This is a genomic window from Candidatus Thiodiazotropha sp. CDECU1 (genome assembly GCF_963455295.1).
GTDB lineage: Bacteria > Pseudomonadota > Gammaproteobacteria > Chromatiales > Chromatiaceae > Thiodiazotropha.
Window position 1 is genome coordinate 1,989,426 of record NZ_OY734020.1, and the last position, 17,163, is coordinate 2,006,588.

Consider the following 17,163-nt stretch of genomic DNA (forward strand, 5'->3'; position numbering starts at 1 on the left):
GGCCGGCACTTGAACGCGATTCAGGCATCCTGGCGTGGCTGGAGTGGCCTGACCCTGGTATTGCTACCCCTGACTGGATTGTTCTGCCTCGTTAGCGCTATCCGTCGATTGTTGTTTCGTCTAGGTCTGCTGCGTGTAGTCACTCTCGACGTGCCGGTTATCGTGGTCGGCAACATTAGCGTGGGGGGGACGGGTAAGACGCCACTGGTCATATGGTTGGCCGAAAAGTCGCAACAGTGGGGATTCAAGCCGGGTATAGTCACCCGGGGATATGGCGGAAAATCGGATCGATGGCCCTGTGAAGTAGAACAGCAGACAACTGCCGCGCAGGTGGGCGACGAGGCAGTGCTGCTCAGGCGGCGAACCGGCTGTCCGGTCTACGCAGGGCCCGACAGATCCACAGCGGCGCGACAGCTGTTGGCTGATCATGAATGCGACCTGATCATCTCCGACGATGGTTTACAGCACTATGCAATGGCGAGGGATGTGGAGATTGCGGTCATTGATGGTAATCGCCGATTTGGTAATGGTCTCTGTCTTCCGGCAGGATCCTTGCGTGAAAGGAGAGGGCGACTTGCTGAAGTTGACCTGATCATCGTCAATGGGGCAGCGAGGGTTGGGGAGTACGGCATGCAGCTTAAGCCCGCGGAAGCAGTCGCATTGGATGGCCGGGGAGAAACGAAAAAGTTGACCGGATTCATACCGGATCGGGTGCATGGGATTGCTGGAATTGGCCACCCGGATCGGTTTTTCAACATGCTGGAAGGACTTGGATTGAATCTTGAGCGACACCCCTTTTCCGACCATCACACCTTTTCCAACGAAGATTTACAACCATTTTCAAACCAGACGGTTCTCATGACAGAGAAAGATGCGGTAAAGTGCGAGCAGTTCGCACAACCAAGTCACTGGTACGTGCCTGCCACGGCTGAGGTGGATGATGGTTTTGAAAACGCACTGATGACACTGATAAATAGGCTGAAAGATGGACAGAAAACTGCTTGATATTCTGGTTTGCCCGCTATGCAAGGGGAAGCTGACCTACAGAAAAAAAGCTGGCGAGCTCATCTGTGCCGTGGACCGGATGGCATTTCCGATCCGGGATGATATTCCGGTAATGTTGGAGGAGGAGGCCAGAAAACTCGCTGCAGACGAAGAGATTAACCCAGAAGGCGATAATTGATGCAGTTCAAGGTGGTCATTCCGGCACGCTACGCCTCGGTTCGGCTACCCGGCAAACCCCTGTTGCAGCTGGCGGGTAAGCCGATGATACAGCATGTTTATGAGCGGGCGATTGAAAGTGGCGCCAGTGAGGTTGTGATTGCCACGGACGACCGGCGTATTGCTGATGCATGTGGTGACTTTTCCGCTGACGTCTGTATGACAGCTGATCACCATCGCAGTGGATCGGATAGGATTGCCGAGGTGGTGTCGATACGTAACTGGTCTGATGATGAAATAGTCGTCAATCTGCAAGGTGATGAGCCTTGTATGCCGGCTGAGTTGTTGATTCAGGTGGCTAAGGACATGGATAGCCATGAGGCAGCTGCTGTGACGACACTATCTGCCAGCATCACTGAACGGGGTGAACTGTTCGACCCTCATCTGGTCAAGGTTGTCACCGACGAACTAGGGTATGCGCTCTATTTCAGTCGTGCACCGATTCCCTGGCACAGAGATGAGTTTATTAACAGCGATTCACCCCTCCCCAGGGATATCGGATTTGCCCGTCATATCGGCCTCTACGCCTATCGATCGGGCTATCTTGCCCGGTTCGTCACCCTGGATCGGTCCCCCATAGAGCGAGCGGAGTCGCTGGAACAATTGAGGGTCCTGTGGCATGGCGACAAAATTCATGTCAGCCAGGCATTGATTGAACCTGGCCATGGTATCGATACCCGAGACGATCTAACCCGAGTCGCCGAACTATTCAGCTAGGGTAGATTTGTCACAATTCACTAATAAATACTGCATGAGCTGTCAAGTGAATCTATCAATGTCAGTGTAAGGAAATGTAAATTTTTTCGACACAGTACCTAAAATAGGGCATATAACCTATGTGGCAGTAGGAATTTACCCCCCTTTTTGTCGGAATAGTTTACAGAACAATTTCCTTATTTATTATAAGAAATATCACATGGCCGTGATAACTAATTGTTTAATATGCAATTAATAGGTGTTTGGCACGATCAATGCATTGTCTTCAAAACAAAATTCAATAATTGTGATTTGAATCACTCATAAATACTCAGTCGAAGCAGGCTTAAAGAATTGAGTAAAGCAAAGGGCATTGTGGATGACTTTAGTAAAAGATAAATATCTCGATTACTTGGGGCAATCGCTGCAAACTCTCTCCGTCTCTTCGATCACACCGAATACCAACACTGCCAAGACTTCCACAACCCAGGACAGAATACCCTTACTCAATTCTCAGCACATAGTTGGCCTGTCGGATCTCCTGGATTTCGCAAAATTTTCAACAAACAGGATGAGTGTCGAGGAGGCGGAGAAGAAGCGAATCTCAAGGGAACTGCACGACGGTTTGGGACAATTGCTAACCAGCATGAATCTGCACATCCAAAAATGCCTGGATGGGTGTGATGCTCAAGTTGTGGAAAGTGTGCGGCAGGAAGAACACAAGGATTCTTTGCATGCACTCTCGTCCATGGTCAAACAAGCAATGAATGAAGTAAGGACCATATGCAGTGCAATACGCCCTGCCATTCTGGATGACCTGGGAGTGATTGCTGCCGTAACCTGGCAGTGCCGACAGATATCTCAGATTAGCGCCAATTTCGATGTGGTTACCGATATAAGCATCAATGAATCTGATATCCACGAAGAGTTGAAGACTGCTATCTATCGAATAGTCCAGGAATCTCTAAACAATGCATTGAAGTATTCGCAAGCAAAGCAGGTCAAGGTTAGCCTGTTGCACGTTCACAACGCCATCCAAGTCATTGTTAAAGATGATGGTGTAGGCTTTGATCCTGCTGAGATAAAAGATAGATTGGGTATGGGCTTGATGAGCATGCGTGAGAGGGCTGAGTCGGTAAACGGTACCCTGCAAGTGAATGCGGGCGTTAATAAGGGAGTCGAGATTTCTGTTTACTTTCCTGTGAAAAAGATTGCTCTCAACGGTTGATAATTCCCTTATCGAGCGCATAAGTCGTTAGTGCGGAAACGCTGTGCAAATCGAGCTTTTTCATCAGATTTGCCCGGTGCTTTTCCACTGTCTTTACACTGATACAGAGATATTCCGCCATGCTTTTGTTGGTATGGCCCTCGGCAATGAGCTTTAGAATCTGCCGCTCTCTTTGAGTTACAGTATCCCAACGCGTCACCGGCTCCTGACTGACATTGTTTGTGTTGAGGTAACTGTTGACCACCTTTTCGGTGATTTCCGCGCTTAAGTAAGTCTTGCCGTTCAGAACCCGCTCTGCAGCGGTCATTAGTTCATTTTGCGTAGCATCCTTCAATACATAACCATTGGCACCGGCTTTCAGACTGGCCAAAACATACTCTTCTTCGTTATGTACTGTCAGGACCAGCGTTTTGATCTCCGGCATACGCTCTTTTATTTCCCGTATCGCATCCATTCCATTCAGACCCGGCATATTCAGGTCCATAATTACCAAGTCGGGTTTAAGCTCGATTACACGACGTATTGCGTCTCGGCCATTGTCGGCCTCGCCAACCACGTCAAACTGGGGATTGGAAGTTAGCAGTGCCTTGAGACCTGCACGCAGAATATTGTGGTCTTCAGCGATGATGATTCTTTTATTGTCCGTATTCATTGTCATCTTAAACCAGTCTTCAATCCCAAAAAGTAAATGATTCAAAAGCGTATTGTATTTAGTTTTTAGATCTCAACTAAGTTTAGGTCTGATTGTTAATGATGCAAACATTCAATGAATGATTTCATCCATAAAACTTTTTAACTTCGATAGATTCACCATGACATAAAAAAGGCTTTGAATAAACCCTGGTATCGACTTTGGAGAATGGTCGACAACAATCCACATCAAAATTGCGCCTGAAGAGCAGGCTGTTAGAGGTCGTCATCTGCAGTTTTTTATTTACCTGATACAACCATTTTTGTCGAAAAAATCAAGCTACTTACATTTCTTGAAAGCGACTCTAAATCCTATTTAAAAAACCCTACCTGTCCGGGTAGGGTTTTTGCTCCTGACAAAATACTCAATCGGCTCCTGTGCGGGTAGGAGATTGAGTGGATAAATAGCGTAGTTTCACGCAAAGACCCTTCTTATATGAGGATGTAATCTTTGCTGCAAGTACTGATAAAGGGATTCGTGTGTTTGCATCGCCTGATTGGCGAATCCCAGGAAAGTTGAATGACCATTTGGGGTCTGGAGAAAAAACCATGGTAAATGAGAGTCAGGGTTACAAAAAAAGCAGTGTGATCACCATTGTCACGCTAATACTGCTAACTCTAGCCAGTAGCGCTTTGAATGCTGCGCAATTTGTCCTCGATGTTGTAGATGCCGATGGCAACGCTGTTAGTGGATTCCGCTATATGCTGCAGGAGGATACAACCTTCAACGTGGATCCTACAGACCCTGCTACCACGGCTGATCCCACAGCAACATCCGATGGTCTGTTGTCACTGAGTTTTCATAAAAGCTATCATCCATTAGGACAGGCGCAAACCACAGCGGCTGGCTTGAGTGGGAACACGGATGGATCCAGCGTCAACATCACGAGTGTACCGCCGGGTCGCTACTACGTCTCTGTTCTGCCCTATGCCGGTCATAGCATCAGTGGTGGTTCGGTCGAGGTGCTGCCAAATGCACAGGATCCGAATCAATCACTGGATAACCTGACGGTAACGGTTCAGGCTCATCCTATTCCGACTGCCCAGATTTCAATCTTCCTGTTCCAGGATACATTTCCAATCAACGGCGCACCAGATGTACCCCAAGAGATCAATCCTGCTCCAGGCGAGCCCGGCCATGTGGACTGGAGGCAGTTTTCCCTGTTTCTGGAAGAGCCCGGTGGTCGTTACGGCATAGCGGGTGGCCAGGTCATCCAGGATGCCTTCGCCAATCCCCTGGGCACCAAGTATCTTGATACCTGTGATGTGAATGGTGCCAGCGATGCCGATCCTTTCACCAATTTCATCTGTTATGGCGTCGATGGCGCACCTGTTGTCGATAGCCTTGGCGACGGTACCCTGCGTCCCGATATCAACGGTCTGCTGCAAGTTAAAAACATCGCCCCCGGCAAATATGGCGTGGTTATCATTCCACCCGCCAAACAGGCCGGTGAAATTGCCGGGTGGTCACAGACCAGTACCATCGAAGGATCCAAGGTCATTGATGCCTGGGTAAAAGCAAATGAGCCTGCTGCGTTCGTCGAGTTTGGTCCTCCAGGCCCGCATGTATTCGTGGGTTTTGTGAAAGCGACCGCCGACGACGGCTTCAGTCCTTTGCCTGCACCACAAACCGGCCAACAGGTCGCCACAGTCAGTGGTACTGTCAAAGACATTCATCTATCCCGCCCACCGCTTACCCAGTTCACCGCCGGTCGTCCCTTCCCCGGTTGCTGGATCGGCCTGAATAACATGGCCGCCGATGGCCAGGGTGTCTATGCGGCACCTTGCGACGACACCAGCAGCTTTAACATTCCCGACGTTCCACCGGGCAGTTACCAGTTGGTGATATGGGATGCCAACAATGATGCGGTCATCAGCGCTCAACCACTGACTGTCGATCCCACAGGCGGTACCTGTAATGGTGGTGCTACTTGTGAATTGGGTGATGTAGGTGTCTTCAACTGGTTTAGCCGCATCAATGCCGGTATCTTCAACGACGATGACCTGGACGGTTACTGGGACGACACCGAACATGGTATCGGTCCGGAGAGTCAGGACGTGAGTCTGCGCTGGCGTGATGGCACCATCTATCAGAACTTCGCCACCGACAGTGAAGGCTTCGCTCCCTTCGATGAGGTGTTCCCCTTCTTCCATTGGCTGGTTGCGGAAGTCAGTTTCGCCAACAAGAAGGCAACCGGTGCCACCTTTGTGGTGGATGCGGGAGGCGCGATCGATTTCGGCCTGCCGGCCAACGCCAATGGCGAGTTCCCCACCTATGGTGAGCTGGTGGCGCAACCCCAGGTTTGTACCACAGCCCAATCCGCGAATCCGGATGATCCGAATTTCGGTTGTGTTGTCGGCAATCCCATCATCAATCCCAATACCCTTGATAACCTGTCAAACACGGAAACCGGTCAGGTCTTGACCGCGGGTGTCCAGGGCTTTCTCGGCCAGACCAGTGTGATGCAGTTCGGTAAGACCGACTATGTCGCCTACACCGATCCGATCTTTCCGCCTCCCCCAGGTGGTCCGATTCAGTATGTGGGTGAAAACGGTGGTATCTCCGGTATTGTCTACTACGCCACCACCCGTGCGGAGAATGAACCCCAGTTCGCTGCCGCCGAAGAGTGGGAGCCCGGTGTACCGCGGGTACAGCTTGCGCTCTATGCCGATGGCGATATCGATTGTTTCCCACAGGGTAACTTTCCCGTTGATGACTGTGATATCGACTGGAACGCCAACGGTCTGCTCGACGCTGATGACGGTCTCATCGACGATGTGAATGGCAGCGGCGGGATTGATTATGCGGATGTGGACAACTATCCGTTTGGCAACTTCCCCGGTCCGGAAGATGTGGACAATCATCCGGCTGATACCGACTTTAATATGGGTGACGCGCTGCAGGTCACCACAACCGACAGTTGGGATGATAGCCTGCCCGAGGGTTGTCAGGGTCAGAACAACGTAGCCGGTGTTTCTGTGATCGATCCACCCATTGACGACGATCGCTGCTTCGACGGCCTGCGTAACTTCAACCAGATTCGTCCCGCGGTGTTCGATGGCGGTTTCGCCTTCAACGAGTACGCTACCGGGTCATTGCCTGTGGCTATTCAGGACAAGCTGAACGCCTTCTATACCGATAGAATCACCCTGGTCGGTCAATCGAGCGCAGGTATCGACAGACTTCCTGCAGAGTGGATTCTGCCCGGTGACTACATCGTCGAGATGGCGACGCCTCCCGGCTACGAGCAGCTGAGAGAGGAGCACAAGAACGTCGACTTCGGTGACGAGTACAAGCCCAATGAGGATCAGGATGCCGCCTCGGCAACCGCCATGGCGCTGCCCCCCGCCTGCGTGGGCGACGGCCATACGGTCCCTCAGTACATGACCATGGTCACCAAGGATGGCAGCGGCACCGATCCGGGTGACGGCACCAATCTGGTGGATCCCGGTCTGCTCGGCGATGAGGGCGTATTCGCACCTTTCGCCGGTGACACGCGACCGCTGTGTGATCGTAAACAGGTACCCCTGTCGGCCGGTCAGAATGCCGCCGCTGAGTTCTTCCTCATGACCCATGTGCCGAAAGCGGCCAATATATCGGGTATCGCCCTGAATGACTTGGCAAATGAGTTCAATGCCGCTTCACCGAGTTTTGGTGAGAAGTACGCACCACCGCATATCCCGATCGCCTTCTATGATTGGAACGGCAACGAAGTGAACCGCATCTATTCGGATCGCTGGGGACGCTTCAATGCACTGGCGCCTTCCACCTTCACCGCTAATCTGCCCATGCCTTCCGGTATGTCGCCGAACATGCTGATCTCTTGCATGAACGATGCGGGTCCGATCCCGAATCCGGCCTATGATCCAGCACTGGATACTGATGGCGATGGCATCGACAGTAATGGCGCCTCTGCCAAGATCATCGATCCCTTCTTCGATGCGCAGTACAGCCAGTTCTGTTACACCTTCCAATATATGCCTGGCACCATCACCTATCTGGATACTCCGGTGGTGCCGATTGCGGCCTTTGCCAGCGAGGGTCAATTCCCTCTCGATTGTGAAGCGTCCACCAATACGCCAGTGATCTCTTCGGTTACTCGCGTTACCGGTGGCGGCGGTCCGTTCGGGCTGCCAGGTCAGCAGATCCGGATCAACTCCATGGGCAGCAATGTGGTGGTACCCAATCCTGAATGGGACGGTATCGATCATGCCAACAGGACGATCACCCGTGATTACAGCTTCCAGCCCGCGGCTCGGGTCTTCCTGGTGGAGATCCTGCCAAATGGCTTTGGCGCTTACAATCCGCTGCTTAACTACTCTGTCGATGCATCCGGTAATTTCATGACAGGTGATATCCCGGCTGTACCACCGGCCGACTATCAGCTCGTCGTGTCACAGGGAGGCGTTGAATCACCACTGGGTGTTACCTTTACCGTGGGTGTGGATGACAACGGTACTGAGAGAGGCGTTCGGCCAAACGGTGGCTTCTATGATATCCATCGCATCCCGGAAGATTTCGCATCGATTCAGGAAGCGATCGGTAATCCGACTCTTGGTCAGAATGGTGTGGCCGCCGGCGATATGATCCTGGTGGGCCCCGGCACCTATGACGAGATGGTGATCATGTGGAAGCCCGTCAAGCTACAGGGTTGGGGAGCTGGTGCGGTGACGATTAACGCCAGACAGTCCCCCACAGACAAGATCATCGCCTGGCGTGATCTGAGCCAGCTCCTGGTGGATGAAGGTATGATCACCCAGCTGCCTGGACAGACCAATGCACCGTTTGGTTTCGCAGGGCTTCTCGGTGGCACATTCCCCACTGAAGAGGGTGCGGGTGTCTTCATCGCCGGCGTACGCAACGGTCCCAATCGCTTCAACCGGTTGGCCAACCGCGGCGCACGGGTCGATGGTCTGACCATCGTCGGGGCGAGCACAGGCGGCGGCATCATCGCCAATGGGTATAATCAATACCTCAGCGTCTCCAACAATCGCCTGACCGCGAATGCGGGTTTCAATGGCGGTGCGATTCGTCTGGGCCATCCCGACCTGACCCATACCATCGCCAATGAGAACGATCCGAGTTACGTTGACGGTAACGATAATCAAGCGGTCGGCGCCCTGGTCTATGACGATGCCAAGAACGACCGTGCCCGTATCCATCACAACATGGTCATCAAGAATGGTGGTCTGAACGGATCGGGTGGCGGTATCTCGCTCTATACGGGTGCCGATGCCTACCGGGTGCAGAACAACTGGATCTGCGGCAACTTCAGCCAGGGTAACGGTGGCGGTATCGCCCATCTGGGTCTCTCCAGAGGCGGCATCATTGAAGACAACACCATTATCTTCAATGAGACCTTCCGCCAGACCCCCGGCAGTTCACCCGCAGGTGGTGGTATCTATATCGGTGGCCAGATTGCGCTGATACCCGAGGCTGAAACCGGTCTGATGTTGTCCCCCGGCAGCGGTAACGTAACCATTGATGCCAATCTGATTCGAGGCAACCTGGCTGGCGCCGGTGATGGCGGCGGTATCATGCTGGATAGCATCAATGGTCAGGATATCGGTCAGAACACGGACTCATTCGGTTCCTGGTACGGCGTCGGTGTCTACAACAATATGATCGATAACAACGTTGCGGGCGTGGCCGGTGGCGGTATATCACTGTTGGATGCGCCAAGGACCTTTATCCGCAACAACACTGTTGCCAACAACGACTCGACGTCGACCGGCTCTCAAGCCTTCGCTACCAACTCACCCAACCAGTCGACTCCGCTGCCTGCAGGTATCGTCTCGCGACTGCATGGTACCGTGATGGCTCAGTTGTTGAACATCGACGAAGACAATGGCGATGTGTTTCTGGAAGATGGCGTCCTGGGTGCTAGAGAAGATCAGCGCTCCCGCTTCTCCGATCCGGTTCTGCGTGACAGCATTATCTATCACAACCGTTCGTTCTTCTGGACCAACTACGATGTTGCCGGTACGCCGGTGGTTGAAAACACACTGGTTCCGGTCACCTGTCTGACACCGACCGATCCGGCCAGTGATACGACCTGTGATATCGCTACCTACGCACCTGACTTTGATGCGGTCTCAAGGGACCTGGGTGTATTGGACGGTATTGTCGTGACTGGCGATCTGCTCAATCCCAGGCAGTCGCTGCTGTTGGCAGGTACGCCGTACCACACGAGTAACACATTCACTACCGGTAATACCGGGTTCGTGAATGGCTACTTCAATGATGGCCGTGACAACACACTGCTGTTCAACGAACCCGTAGGTCTGGCGACGGCGGCAGCCCTGGACGAGGGTGGTAACTTCATCCAGGTCTCCTTCGGCCCCTTATCCCTGGTCGAGCCTGACCAGATTGTCGGTAATGCGGAAGGTCCGCTGTTCGACTACCACCTGACCGGGGCTTCCGATGCGGTTGATGCCGGTGGCAACACCCCAGGAACGGGTCGGTTGAGTGTGGATTTCGACAATCAACCGCGGCCTACGTCAAGCCTGTCTGATATCGGCGCTGATGAGCTGTAACGGAGTGAGTGACATGAAAATCTCATGCGAACGCGACCTTCATTACCCCGCCCCCAGTTATGTGCTGGGAGTGGGGCAAACAGAAGTCATCGAATCTACGGTAATCCAATCAGGCAGTTACATGATTACGAGGAGTAACGCCCAATGAAAATCTTTAGCAAAAACACGCTGGCAGGCGCTATCGCTCTCACTTTGTTGGGCGTCGTGGGTTCCGCAAGTGCCGTGGTCAATGTTCAGTGTCCAGGGGATACAAATGGTGATGCTGTCATCGATGTACCTGATCCGGCGCATCCGAATGCGAAGTGTATGCATCTGATCGCCGGCGACAGCTTCGCGGTCATGTCCGACGGTAATCCCTTATACACCTTCGGTTTCGGTGACAAGACGGGTGGTGGTAATCTGCCAGACGTAGTGATCGGTAACGGTATACTCGCTGCAGAGTGGCCTGGACCCACTATCGAGTTGGACCAGGGTGATGAGTTCTTTCTCAGCCTGACCAATGTGGGAACAGTGATGCGCCCGGATCTGTTCGATCCCCATACGGTCCATTTCCATGGTTTTCCCAATGCGTCGGCGGCATTCGACGGCGTGCCGGAGGTCTCGATCTCGATCAACATGGGTTCGACCCTGACCTACTACTACAACATCGTCGAGCCCGGCACCTATATCTACCACTGTCATGTGGAGGCGACCGAGCATATGGAGATGGGCATGTTGGCCAACCTCTATGTGCATCCCGCTCAAGATATGAGCGGCTGTGTTGATGAGAATGGCGTATCCACCGGGGCCTGTCCTGTTTCCCAGCGAGGAGGTAATGCGACGGGGCCGGGAGGCTACGTCTATAACGACGGCGACGGTACCACGGCCTGGGATGTGGAAGTGGCACTGCAGTTCTCCAGTTTCGATGCCGAATTCCATGATGCCAGTCTGTTTGTGCAACCGCTGCCTTTTGCACACCTGCACGGTAACTATCCACAGATCAACGGCCGGGGTTATCCAGATACGGTAGTACCCGGAGACCTGCCGGCACCGACAGACAACGCAGTGCCCGTTGCGGGTCACCCGGCAGGTAAAGTGACCGGTAATCCGGGAGAGGTACTCAACAACGGCGATCCCACCCAAACCATGGATTCGGTGATTGAAGTCGACCAGGGTCAGCGGCTGTTACTGCGCCTGTCGAATGTAGGTCTGGACCGCTTCTGGACCATCACCGCCATGGGTCTGAAGATGAAGCTTGTCGGTGCCGGTGCACGTCAGATGCGGGGTAGCGATGGTAAGAATCTCTATCGTGAAACAGCTTCGCTCAACTTCGGCGGCGGTGAGACCACCGATGTGATAATCGATACCACCGACGTGGCGCCAGGCACCTACTTCCTGCATGCCACAGAAGTCCACCAGATGAGTAATGCAACGCAGTTGGATGGCGGCATGATCACAGAGATCGTCGTCAACTGAGGCAGCCGAACTAGGAGATGAGATTAATGAAAAGACTACTCAAACAACCTGGACGGCTCATGGGCCTCCTGTTATTGGGACTCAGCGGCTTGCTGGCTGTGCCTCAGGCTCAGGCCGTGCACGATATCCGCGGTCTTACGCAAGCGACCCCCAGTGGTGCGTTCAATCTGTATGCGTTTCCCTTCAATATGAACCTGCCGGAGGGTACCAGCCTCTACATGTGGGGTTTCGGTGACATGGACATGGGCGCGGGCAGTACACATCCTGCTCAGGGTGACGGTTATGCCTTACCCCAATATCCGGCACCAACTCTGATTGTCACTGAAGGTGAGGCCGTTACCATCAACATGACCAACTATGGTGTGCCTGATCCGGTATCGATTGTGGTTACCGGCCATCACGTGACTGCCTCAGGGGGAAGTGCCGGCCTGGTCACCAATGCGGCGGACCTGAACCAAACGGTCACTTATACCTTCACTGCAGGCTCTCCAGGCACCTATGTCTACCACAGCCTGAATGGTGACAGTCCCGGACTGCACACCGAGATGGGTCTGCTCGGGGTCATGATCGTTAGACCTAACGACAACAGTCGCACCGCCTATGGCGCCGGAACGGGTACCGACTACGATCAGGAAAACCTCTACCTGATGACCGAGATCGATCCGGATATCCACATTCAGATGGAGAAGGGCCATTTTGCCCACTTTACCAATGCGGATCGTCACGCCAAGATCTGGTTCATCAACGGGCGAGTCTTTCCCGACCTCTTTCAGGGCGATTTCAACTCCCTGTTTCCCAACCAGCCTTATGAATCACTGGTGCTGGCCCAACCGGGGGACAAAGTGTTGGTGCGTAATGTCAACGCCGGTCATGATTCCCATCCCATGCACTACCACGGTGAGAATCTGAGATTCATCGGTCGCGATGGCAAGATGCTCACTTCAGATGGCCTGGTTTCCGACCTGGGACGTTCCGACAACACCATCAACTCCGCGCCGAAACAGACCGTGGATGCCATCTGGACATGGACAGGTAAGGGTTTGAACTGGGATATCTACGGCCACGATACCGCGCATGTCTGCATTGATAATGACGGCGATGATTTTGGTGATGTTGAGGCCGGGTCTACCTATGATCACGAATATTGCCCAGATCACGGGAAACCCCTGCCGGTCACCATGCCTGGTGTGGGTGATCTTACCCTGGGTGGTTGGTGGAGCGGCAGCCCATTCCTCGGCGATACCGGCGATCTACCGGTGGGCGAGGGCGGACTCAACCCCTTCGGCGGCTACTTCCTGGTATGGCACTCCCATGCGGAAAAAGAGCTGACCACATTCGATATCTTCCCTGGCGGCAGCCTGGGAGCCGTGGTTGTGTTACCTCCCGGTACACCCATCGAATAAGCGCGGGAGTGCATGAACATGAAAAGGTCTAATATCATGAAGCTGAGAATCAAACCGATCGTCGCCGCCTGTGCATTGGCCATGGCCGCCGGGCAAGCGGGCGCTATCGACTACTATCTCGCGGCAAAGCAATACGATAAGGTGCTGATGCCAGGTACACCCTTGGAAACGACGGTTCCTATGTGGGGGTATGTTATCGATCCCGATAACGGTGCCAACAATGTTGGTGATTGTTATGAAGCGGGCGATGCGGCTGCACGCCAGTTGTGCGTGGACGGGTTGCCTGATCCCGCTGTTCCGGGACCACAGCTGAGCATGCCGTCCACCGACAATCAGTTGAGGATATTCCTCTCCAATGGTTTGCCCGAAGCGACCTCTATAGTGATACCCGGTCAAGAACTGCCTTGGTCAAATAATAATAACGGTCCGACCTTTGTCCGTCCGAACGGTACGCTGAGGATCGGTAATCGAAATGGTATGAACCAGAAAATGCGTTCCTACGGTCGAGAGGCCGCAGCGAATGGTGGTATCAGGAGTTACCGATGGACCAACTTCCGTGCCAATCCCATTAACGAAACCGGCACCTTCATCTATCATACGGGCACCCATCCCCAGAAGCAGCTCTACATGGGGCTGTTTGGAGCGGTTACCAAGGATTTCATCCCCGGTGAAGTCTATGAAGGTGTGCCGTACGCTTCCGATACCACCCTCTTCTACAGTGATATCGACCCGGCATTTAACGCAGCGGTGGTAGCGGGTACCCTCGAGACAGCCATCGAGCGCCATCCAAGCTGGTTCCTGATCAACGGTGAACCCTATGTGCCCGGCACCACGCCGGATATATTGGGTATGGCCACCAATCAGCCCAATCTGATTCGTTTCGCAAGTGCCACAACCGAGAAGCACGTACCTGTGCTGCAGGGTCTCTACGGCACCATCCATGGCGAGGACGGCATACAGTACAACTGGCAGGACAGTGTGGCCAATACCACGACACCTGCACCGATTCAGCAGTACTCGATCGGCCTGCCCCCCCTCAAGACCAAGGATGTGATTGTCAATCCTGCCGCTGCAGACAGGTATGCAATCTATGACGGTAATGGCTACATGACCAATCCGAGCGATCCGGACAATGAGGCCGTGGGTGATACAACCGGTGGTATGCTGCGTTTCATCAGCTTTACCCAGGGTGCCAATCAGCCGCCAGTTACCGTGGCGGATCAGGTGGAGATTTCCATACCGGAACTCGCAGCCGGAGCTGTCTCAGTGGATGTGGATGTGTTGATCAACGATTCAGATCCTGAAGGCGCAGCACTGGGTGTTCTCGACACGGTTGATCAGTTTGTCGGCACCAATCTTGTCATCGATTGGACATGCTCCTCCACAACCGACAACTGTACCGCTGTAGCGACCGCCACCGATCCCTGGACCTCGCCGGTGGTAAATGATTTTGCCTATACGGCTACAGATTCCAATGCAGCAACAACTGACACGGCAGGAACCGTCACAGTGACTGTGGTGCAGAATATGGCACCTGTCCCAGCTGACGATACCCTCGCGGCCGTGACAGATGCGCCGATCAACTTCAACCTCTACACCGATCTGGTGCTGCCCAACGACACAGATGCTGAAGACACCCTGTCGGTTACAGCAGTGGATGTGAATGCAGCCACGGATCTGGATGCAGGTGTGGTGAGCTGTCCCGATCTGGTGCTGGGCGATTGTACCTACACACCGCCTGACCCGTTACCGGCAACCATACCTTTCGACAAGACCTTCACCTATACAGTGTCTGATGGTGTGAACCCTGACTCTGCACCGGTGACAGTCACCATCAATGTGGATCTGCCGGGTGATCCCGCAATAGCCAATGACGATCCCTTGTATGCAACGGATGAAGACACAATCCTGAACGTCGATGCACTGACGGGTGTGCTGGCCAACGATACGGATAGTGCCAGCGGACCATTGGCAGGAACCGAGACGGCCGTGTTGGTTGCCGGTAGCGGACCATCCAATGCCGCCAACTTTGTCCTCAATAGCGACGGTTCGTTCGACTATGAGCCGTTTGTCGACTTTAACGGTACCGACAGCTTTCAGTATGTGGTGAATAACGGTGTCGACAGTCTGCCTGCCACGGTGACCATCACGGTTAATCCCGTGGCTGATCCACCGGTTGCAGTTGCTGACAGCTTTGTGATGGCTCAAAACGCAGTGCTCGATGAAGCGGCGCCGGGCGTCCTGGTCAATGATACAGACCCGGAAGACGATCCGCTGACTGCAGTGCTGGTGAGCGGCCCAAGCTGTGCCTGGACTACCGGACCGAATGGGGCCAACGCATTTGTGCTCAACGCTGACGGTTCATTCCACTATGAACCGATTCCGGGTTGGAACAGCACATTGCCGGATACCAATACCATCTGTCCGGGTGTCACAGGTGATGACTCATTCACTTATGTGGCAAATGACGGTGTGGACGACAGTGCAACTGCTGTGACAGTGACTATCAGCGTCAATCCTCAGACAGCACCGACGGCAGTCAATGACACGTTCATTCTGGATACGCCGGTCGATACGATCTTTACCTTTGAGGGTGAGCTCGTCAATGCGTTGTATGAGATCCCGGCTCCTGGCGTGCTCGATAACGATACCTATATCCCGCCGCAGACGCTGACCGAAGTAAATGATCCGGATAATCTGACGCCATCATTGGCGGATGACGGAACCATCAATTTCGAGATTGACAATATCGATACGGGCATTATCGCCACGCTGGAGTATCAGATTACAGATGACACCGGTGCGACGAGTAACATTGCTCAGGTGGATCTGGTCAGACAAATCGCCGTGGAGAAAGCGGGATTCAACCTGAACGAAGATGGCGGTATCGAAGTCGGCGGTAATCCAGCCAATGACGACTGGCGGATTGAAGGTACTGTAGATCCCACGGTGATTCCGCTAGGCACTGAGATCTACGCGTTCATCATCAGAGAAGGCGTTGTCGATCCTATCCCGATCAATACCCCAGCGGATATCGACGGGAATAATGATAATGGCACTGTCTTTGACGAGAATAGCTGGAGAATCCTGATCAACGACGTAGGCATCGACGGACCGCGGGGCGATTCACCCCCTGTCAACGGTGTTAGTGACAAGATCCGTATCGAGGCCCATGTGGTTAACCCCGATACCAGTATCACTGTCATTACCTATAATAATGTGACGATCAGTGTAGTAGACTAGCTGAGTAACAGCCGCCACGCCTCTGTCAGGGAGGGGTGGCGGTTTTTTCTTATTTAGCATGTATAATCAACAGCATATGAAAATCGATAGCAGTAAAGATGGTTATAAAGTAAAGCAGGATGATGAGGAGTTGTTACCCCAGGGTAATCCGATCATTGTTCTGTTCGTCCTGTTACTCTGCATGTCCCTCCTGTTTTTCCTGACTTCTTCTATCGCAGAGAGTGCCGAGTCACCGCTGCCGGTGAAGGGGGCTGAGACAGGACAAAAAGTTGTAGCCAAGTGGAAGCCACCCGTTGCGCCCAAGGTCACAATGCCTGAACTGGTAAGTGATGAATTGGCAAAAGAGTTCGCAGACAAGTGGGGCATCGAGCTGATTAGCCTGAGGTTAACCGCTGCTGGCTATATGATCGATTTTCGGTTTCGCGTGTTGGATGTAGAGAAATCGAAGCCCTTTTTCGATCACAGGATAAAACCGCATCTGGTGGTTGAGCGTTCCAATGCTAAACTACCAATACCCATGGCGGCCAAGGTAGGTGGATTCAGAACCACCAATCGGGGTCAAAACATCAAACCCAACAAGACCTACTATATGGTGTTCGGTAATCCTGATGCCCACGTCAAGTCGGGTCAGAAGGTGACCATGGTTATCGGTGGCTTCAAAGCCAAGCATTTGAAGGTTCAGTAATTTCA

At 53.2% G+C, this 17,163-nt stretch carries 10 protein-coding genes; 9 read left to right on the forward strand and 1 reads right to left on the reverse strand.

The genetic code is table 11. From position 1 onward, the window contains the following. Window positions 1–9 precede the first annotated feature (9 nt). The 4 genes from lpxK (at window position 10) to R2K28_RS09075 (ending at window position 3,145) form a co-directional block, all read left to right on the forward strand. The gene (lpxK, locus tag R2K28_RS09060) at window positions 10–1,005 is read left to right on the forward strand and encodes a tetraacyldisaccharide 4'-kinase (protein WP_316369323.1); all 996 of its coding nucleotides are present in this window, start codon (window positions 10–12) and stop codon (window positions 1,003–1,005) included. Next, on the forward strand, window positions 986–1,183 hold the full coding sequence (locus R2K28_RS09065; protein WP_116446033.1) for a Trm112 family protein: 198 nt from the start codon (window positions 986–988) through the stop codon (window positions 1,181–1,183). The genes lpxK and R2K28_RS09065 overlap by 20 nt, the downstream gene beginning before the upstream one ends. Beyond that, the gene (kdsB, locus tag R2K28_RS09070) at window positions 1,183–1,938 is read left to right on the forward strand and encodes a 3-deoxy-manno-octulosonate cytidylyltransferase (protein WP_316369326.1); all 756 of its coding nucleotides are present in this window, start codon (window positions 1,183–1,185) and stop codon (window positions 1,936–1,938) included. The genes R2K28_RS09065 and kdsB overlap by 1 nt, the downstream gene beginning before the upstream one ends. Window positions 1,939–2,296: 358 nt before the next feature. Next, entirely contained in the window at window positions 2,297–3,145 is an 849-nt protein-coding gene (locus tag R2K28_RS09075; RefSeq protein ID WP_316369713.1) for a sensor histidine kinase, read from the forward strand. On the opposite strand, the gene R2K28_RS09080 is transcribed toward R2K28_RS09075, so the two are convergent. Next, complete coding sequence (locus R2K28_RS09080) at window positions 3,135–3,803, reverse strand: response regulator transcription factor (RefSeq protein ID WP_316369328.1); 669 nt, start codon at window positions 3,801–3,803, stop codon at window positions 3,135–3,137. The two genes, R2K28_RS09075 and R2K28_RS09080, sit on opposite strands and share 11 nt — an antisense overlap. Before the next feature lie 581 nt (window positions 3,804–4,384). Between R2K28_RS09080 and R2K28_RS09085 the strand changes: the two genes are divergently transcribed. The 5 genes from R2K28_RS09085 (at window position 4,385) to R2K28_RS09105 (ending at window position 17,158) form a co-directional block, all read left to right on the forward strand. Beyond that, window positions 4,385–10,372 (forward strand): right-handed parallel beta-helix repeat-containing protein, encoded by a 5,988-nt coding sequence (locus R2K28_RS09085; protein WP_316369329.1) that lies wholly within the window; start codon window positions 4,385–4,387, stop codon window positions 10,370–10,372. A 144-nt stretch (window positions 10,373–10,516) separates the two neighbouring features. After that, window positions 10,517–11,827, forward strand: a complete 1,311-nt coding sequence (locus tag R2K28_RS09090; RefSeq protein WP_316369330.1) for a multicopper oxidase domain-containing protein — start codon at window positions 10,517–10,519, stop codon at window positions 11,825–11,827. Window positions 11,828–11,853: 26 nt separating this feature from the next. Further along, window positions 11,854–13,230 carry a multicopper oxidase domain-containing protein gene (locus R2K28_RS09095; RefSeq protein WP_316369332.1) on the forward strand — a complete coding sequence of 459 codons (1,377 nt, stop codon included), beginning with the start codon at window positions 11,854–11,856 and terminating at the stop codon, window positions 13,228–13,230. Between the two features lie 18 nt (window positions 13,231–13,248). Continuing rightward, on the forward strand, window positions 13,249–16,473 hold the full coding sequence (locus R2K28_RS09100) for an Ig-like domain-containing protein (protein ID WP_316369334.1): 3,225 nt from the start codon (window positions 13,249–13,251) through the stop codon (window positions 16,471–16,473). A 76-nt stretch (window positions 16,474–16,549) separates the two neighbouring features. Next, complete coding sequence (locus R2K28_RS09105) at window positions 16,550–17,158, forward strand: hypothetical protein (protein ID WP_316369336.1); 609 nt, start codon at window positions 16,550–16,552, stop codon at window positions 17,156–17,158. Window positions 17,159–17,163 lie beyond the last annotated feature (5 nt).

Bases quoted from the DNA above. Each gene is read 5' to 3' on its own strand.
- R2K28_RS09065 (WP_116446033.1), top strand. From the start codon at position 986: ATGGACAGAAAACTGCTTGATATTCTGGTTTGCCCGCTATGCAAGGGG.
- kdsB (WP_316369326.1), top strand. From the start codon at position 1,183: ATGCAGTTCAAGGTGGTCATTCCGGCACGCTACGCCTCGGTTCGGCTA.
- R2K28_RS09075 (WP_316369713.1), top strand. From the start codon at position 2,297: ATGACTTTAGTAAAAGATAAATATCTCGATTACTTGGGGCAATCGCTG.
- R2K28_RS09080 (WP_316369328.1), bottom strand. From the start codon at position 3,803: ATGACAATGAATACGGACAATAAAAGAATCATCATCGCTGAAGACCAC.
- R2K28_RS09085 (WP_316369329.1), top strand. From the start codon at position 4,385: ATGGTAAATGAGAGTCAGGGTTACAAAAAAAGCAGTGTGATCACCATT.
- R2K28_RS09090 (WP_316369330.1), top strand. From the start codon at position 10,517: ATGAAAATCTTTAGCAAAAACACGCTGGCAGGCGCTATCGCTCTCACT.
- R2K28_RS09095 (WP_316369332.1), top strand. From the start codon at position 11,854: ATGAAAAGACTACTCAAACAACCTGGACGGCTCATGGGCCTCCTGTTA.
- R2K28_RS09100 (WP_316369334.1), top strand. From the start codon at position 13,249: ATGAAAAGGTCTAATATCATGAAGCTGAGAATCAAACCGATCGTCGCC.
- R2K28_RS09105 (WP_316369336.1), top strand. From the start codon at position 16,550: ATGAAAATCGATAGCAGTAAAGATGGTTATAAAGTAAAGCAGGATGAT.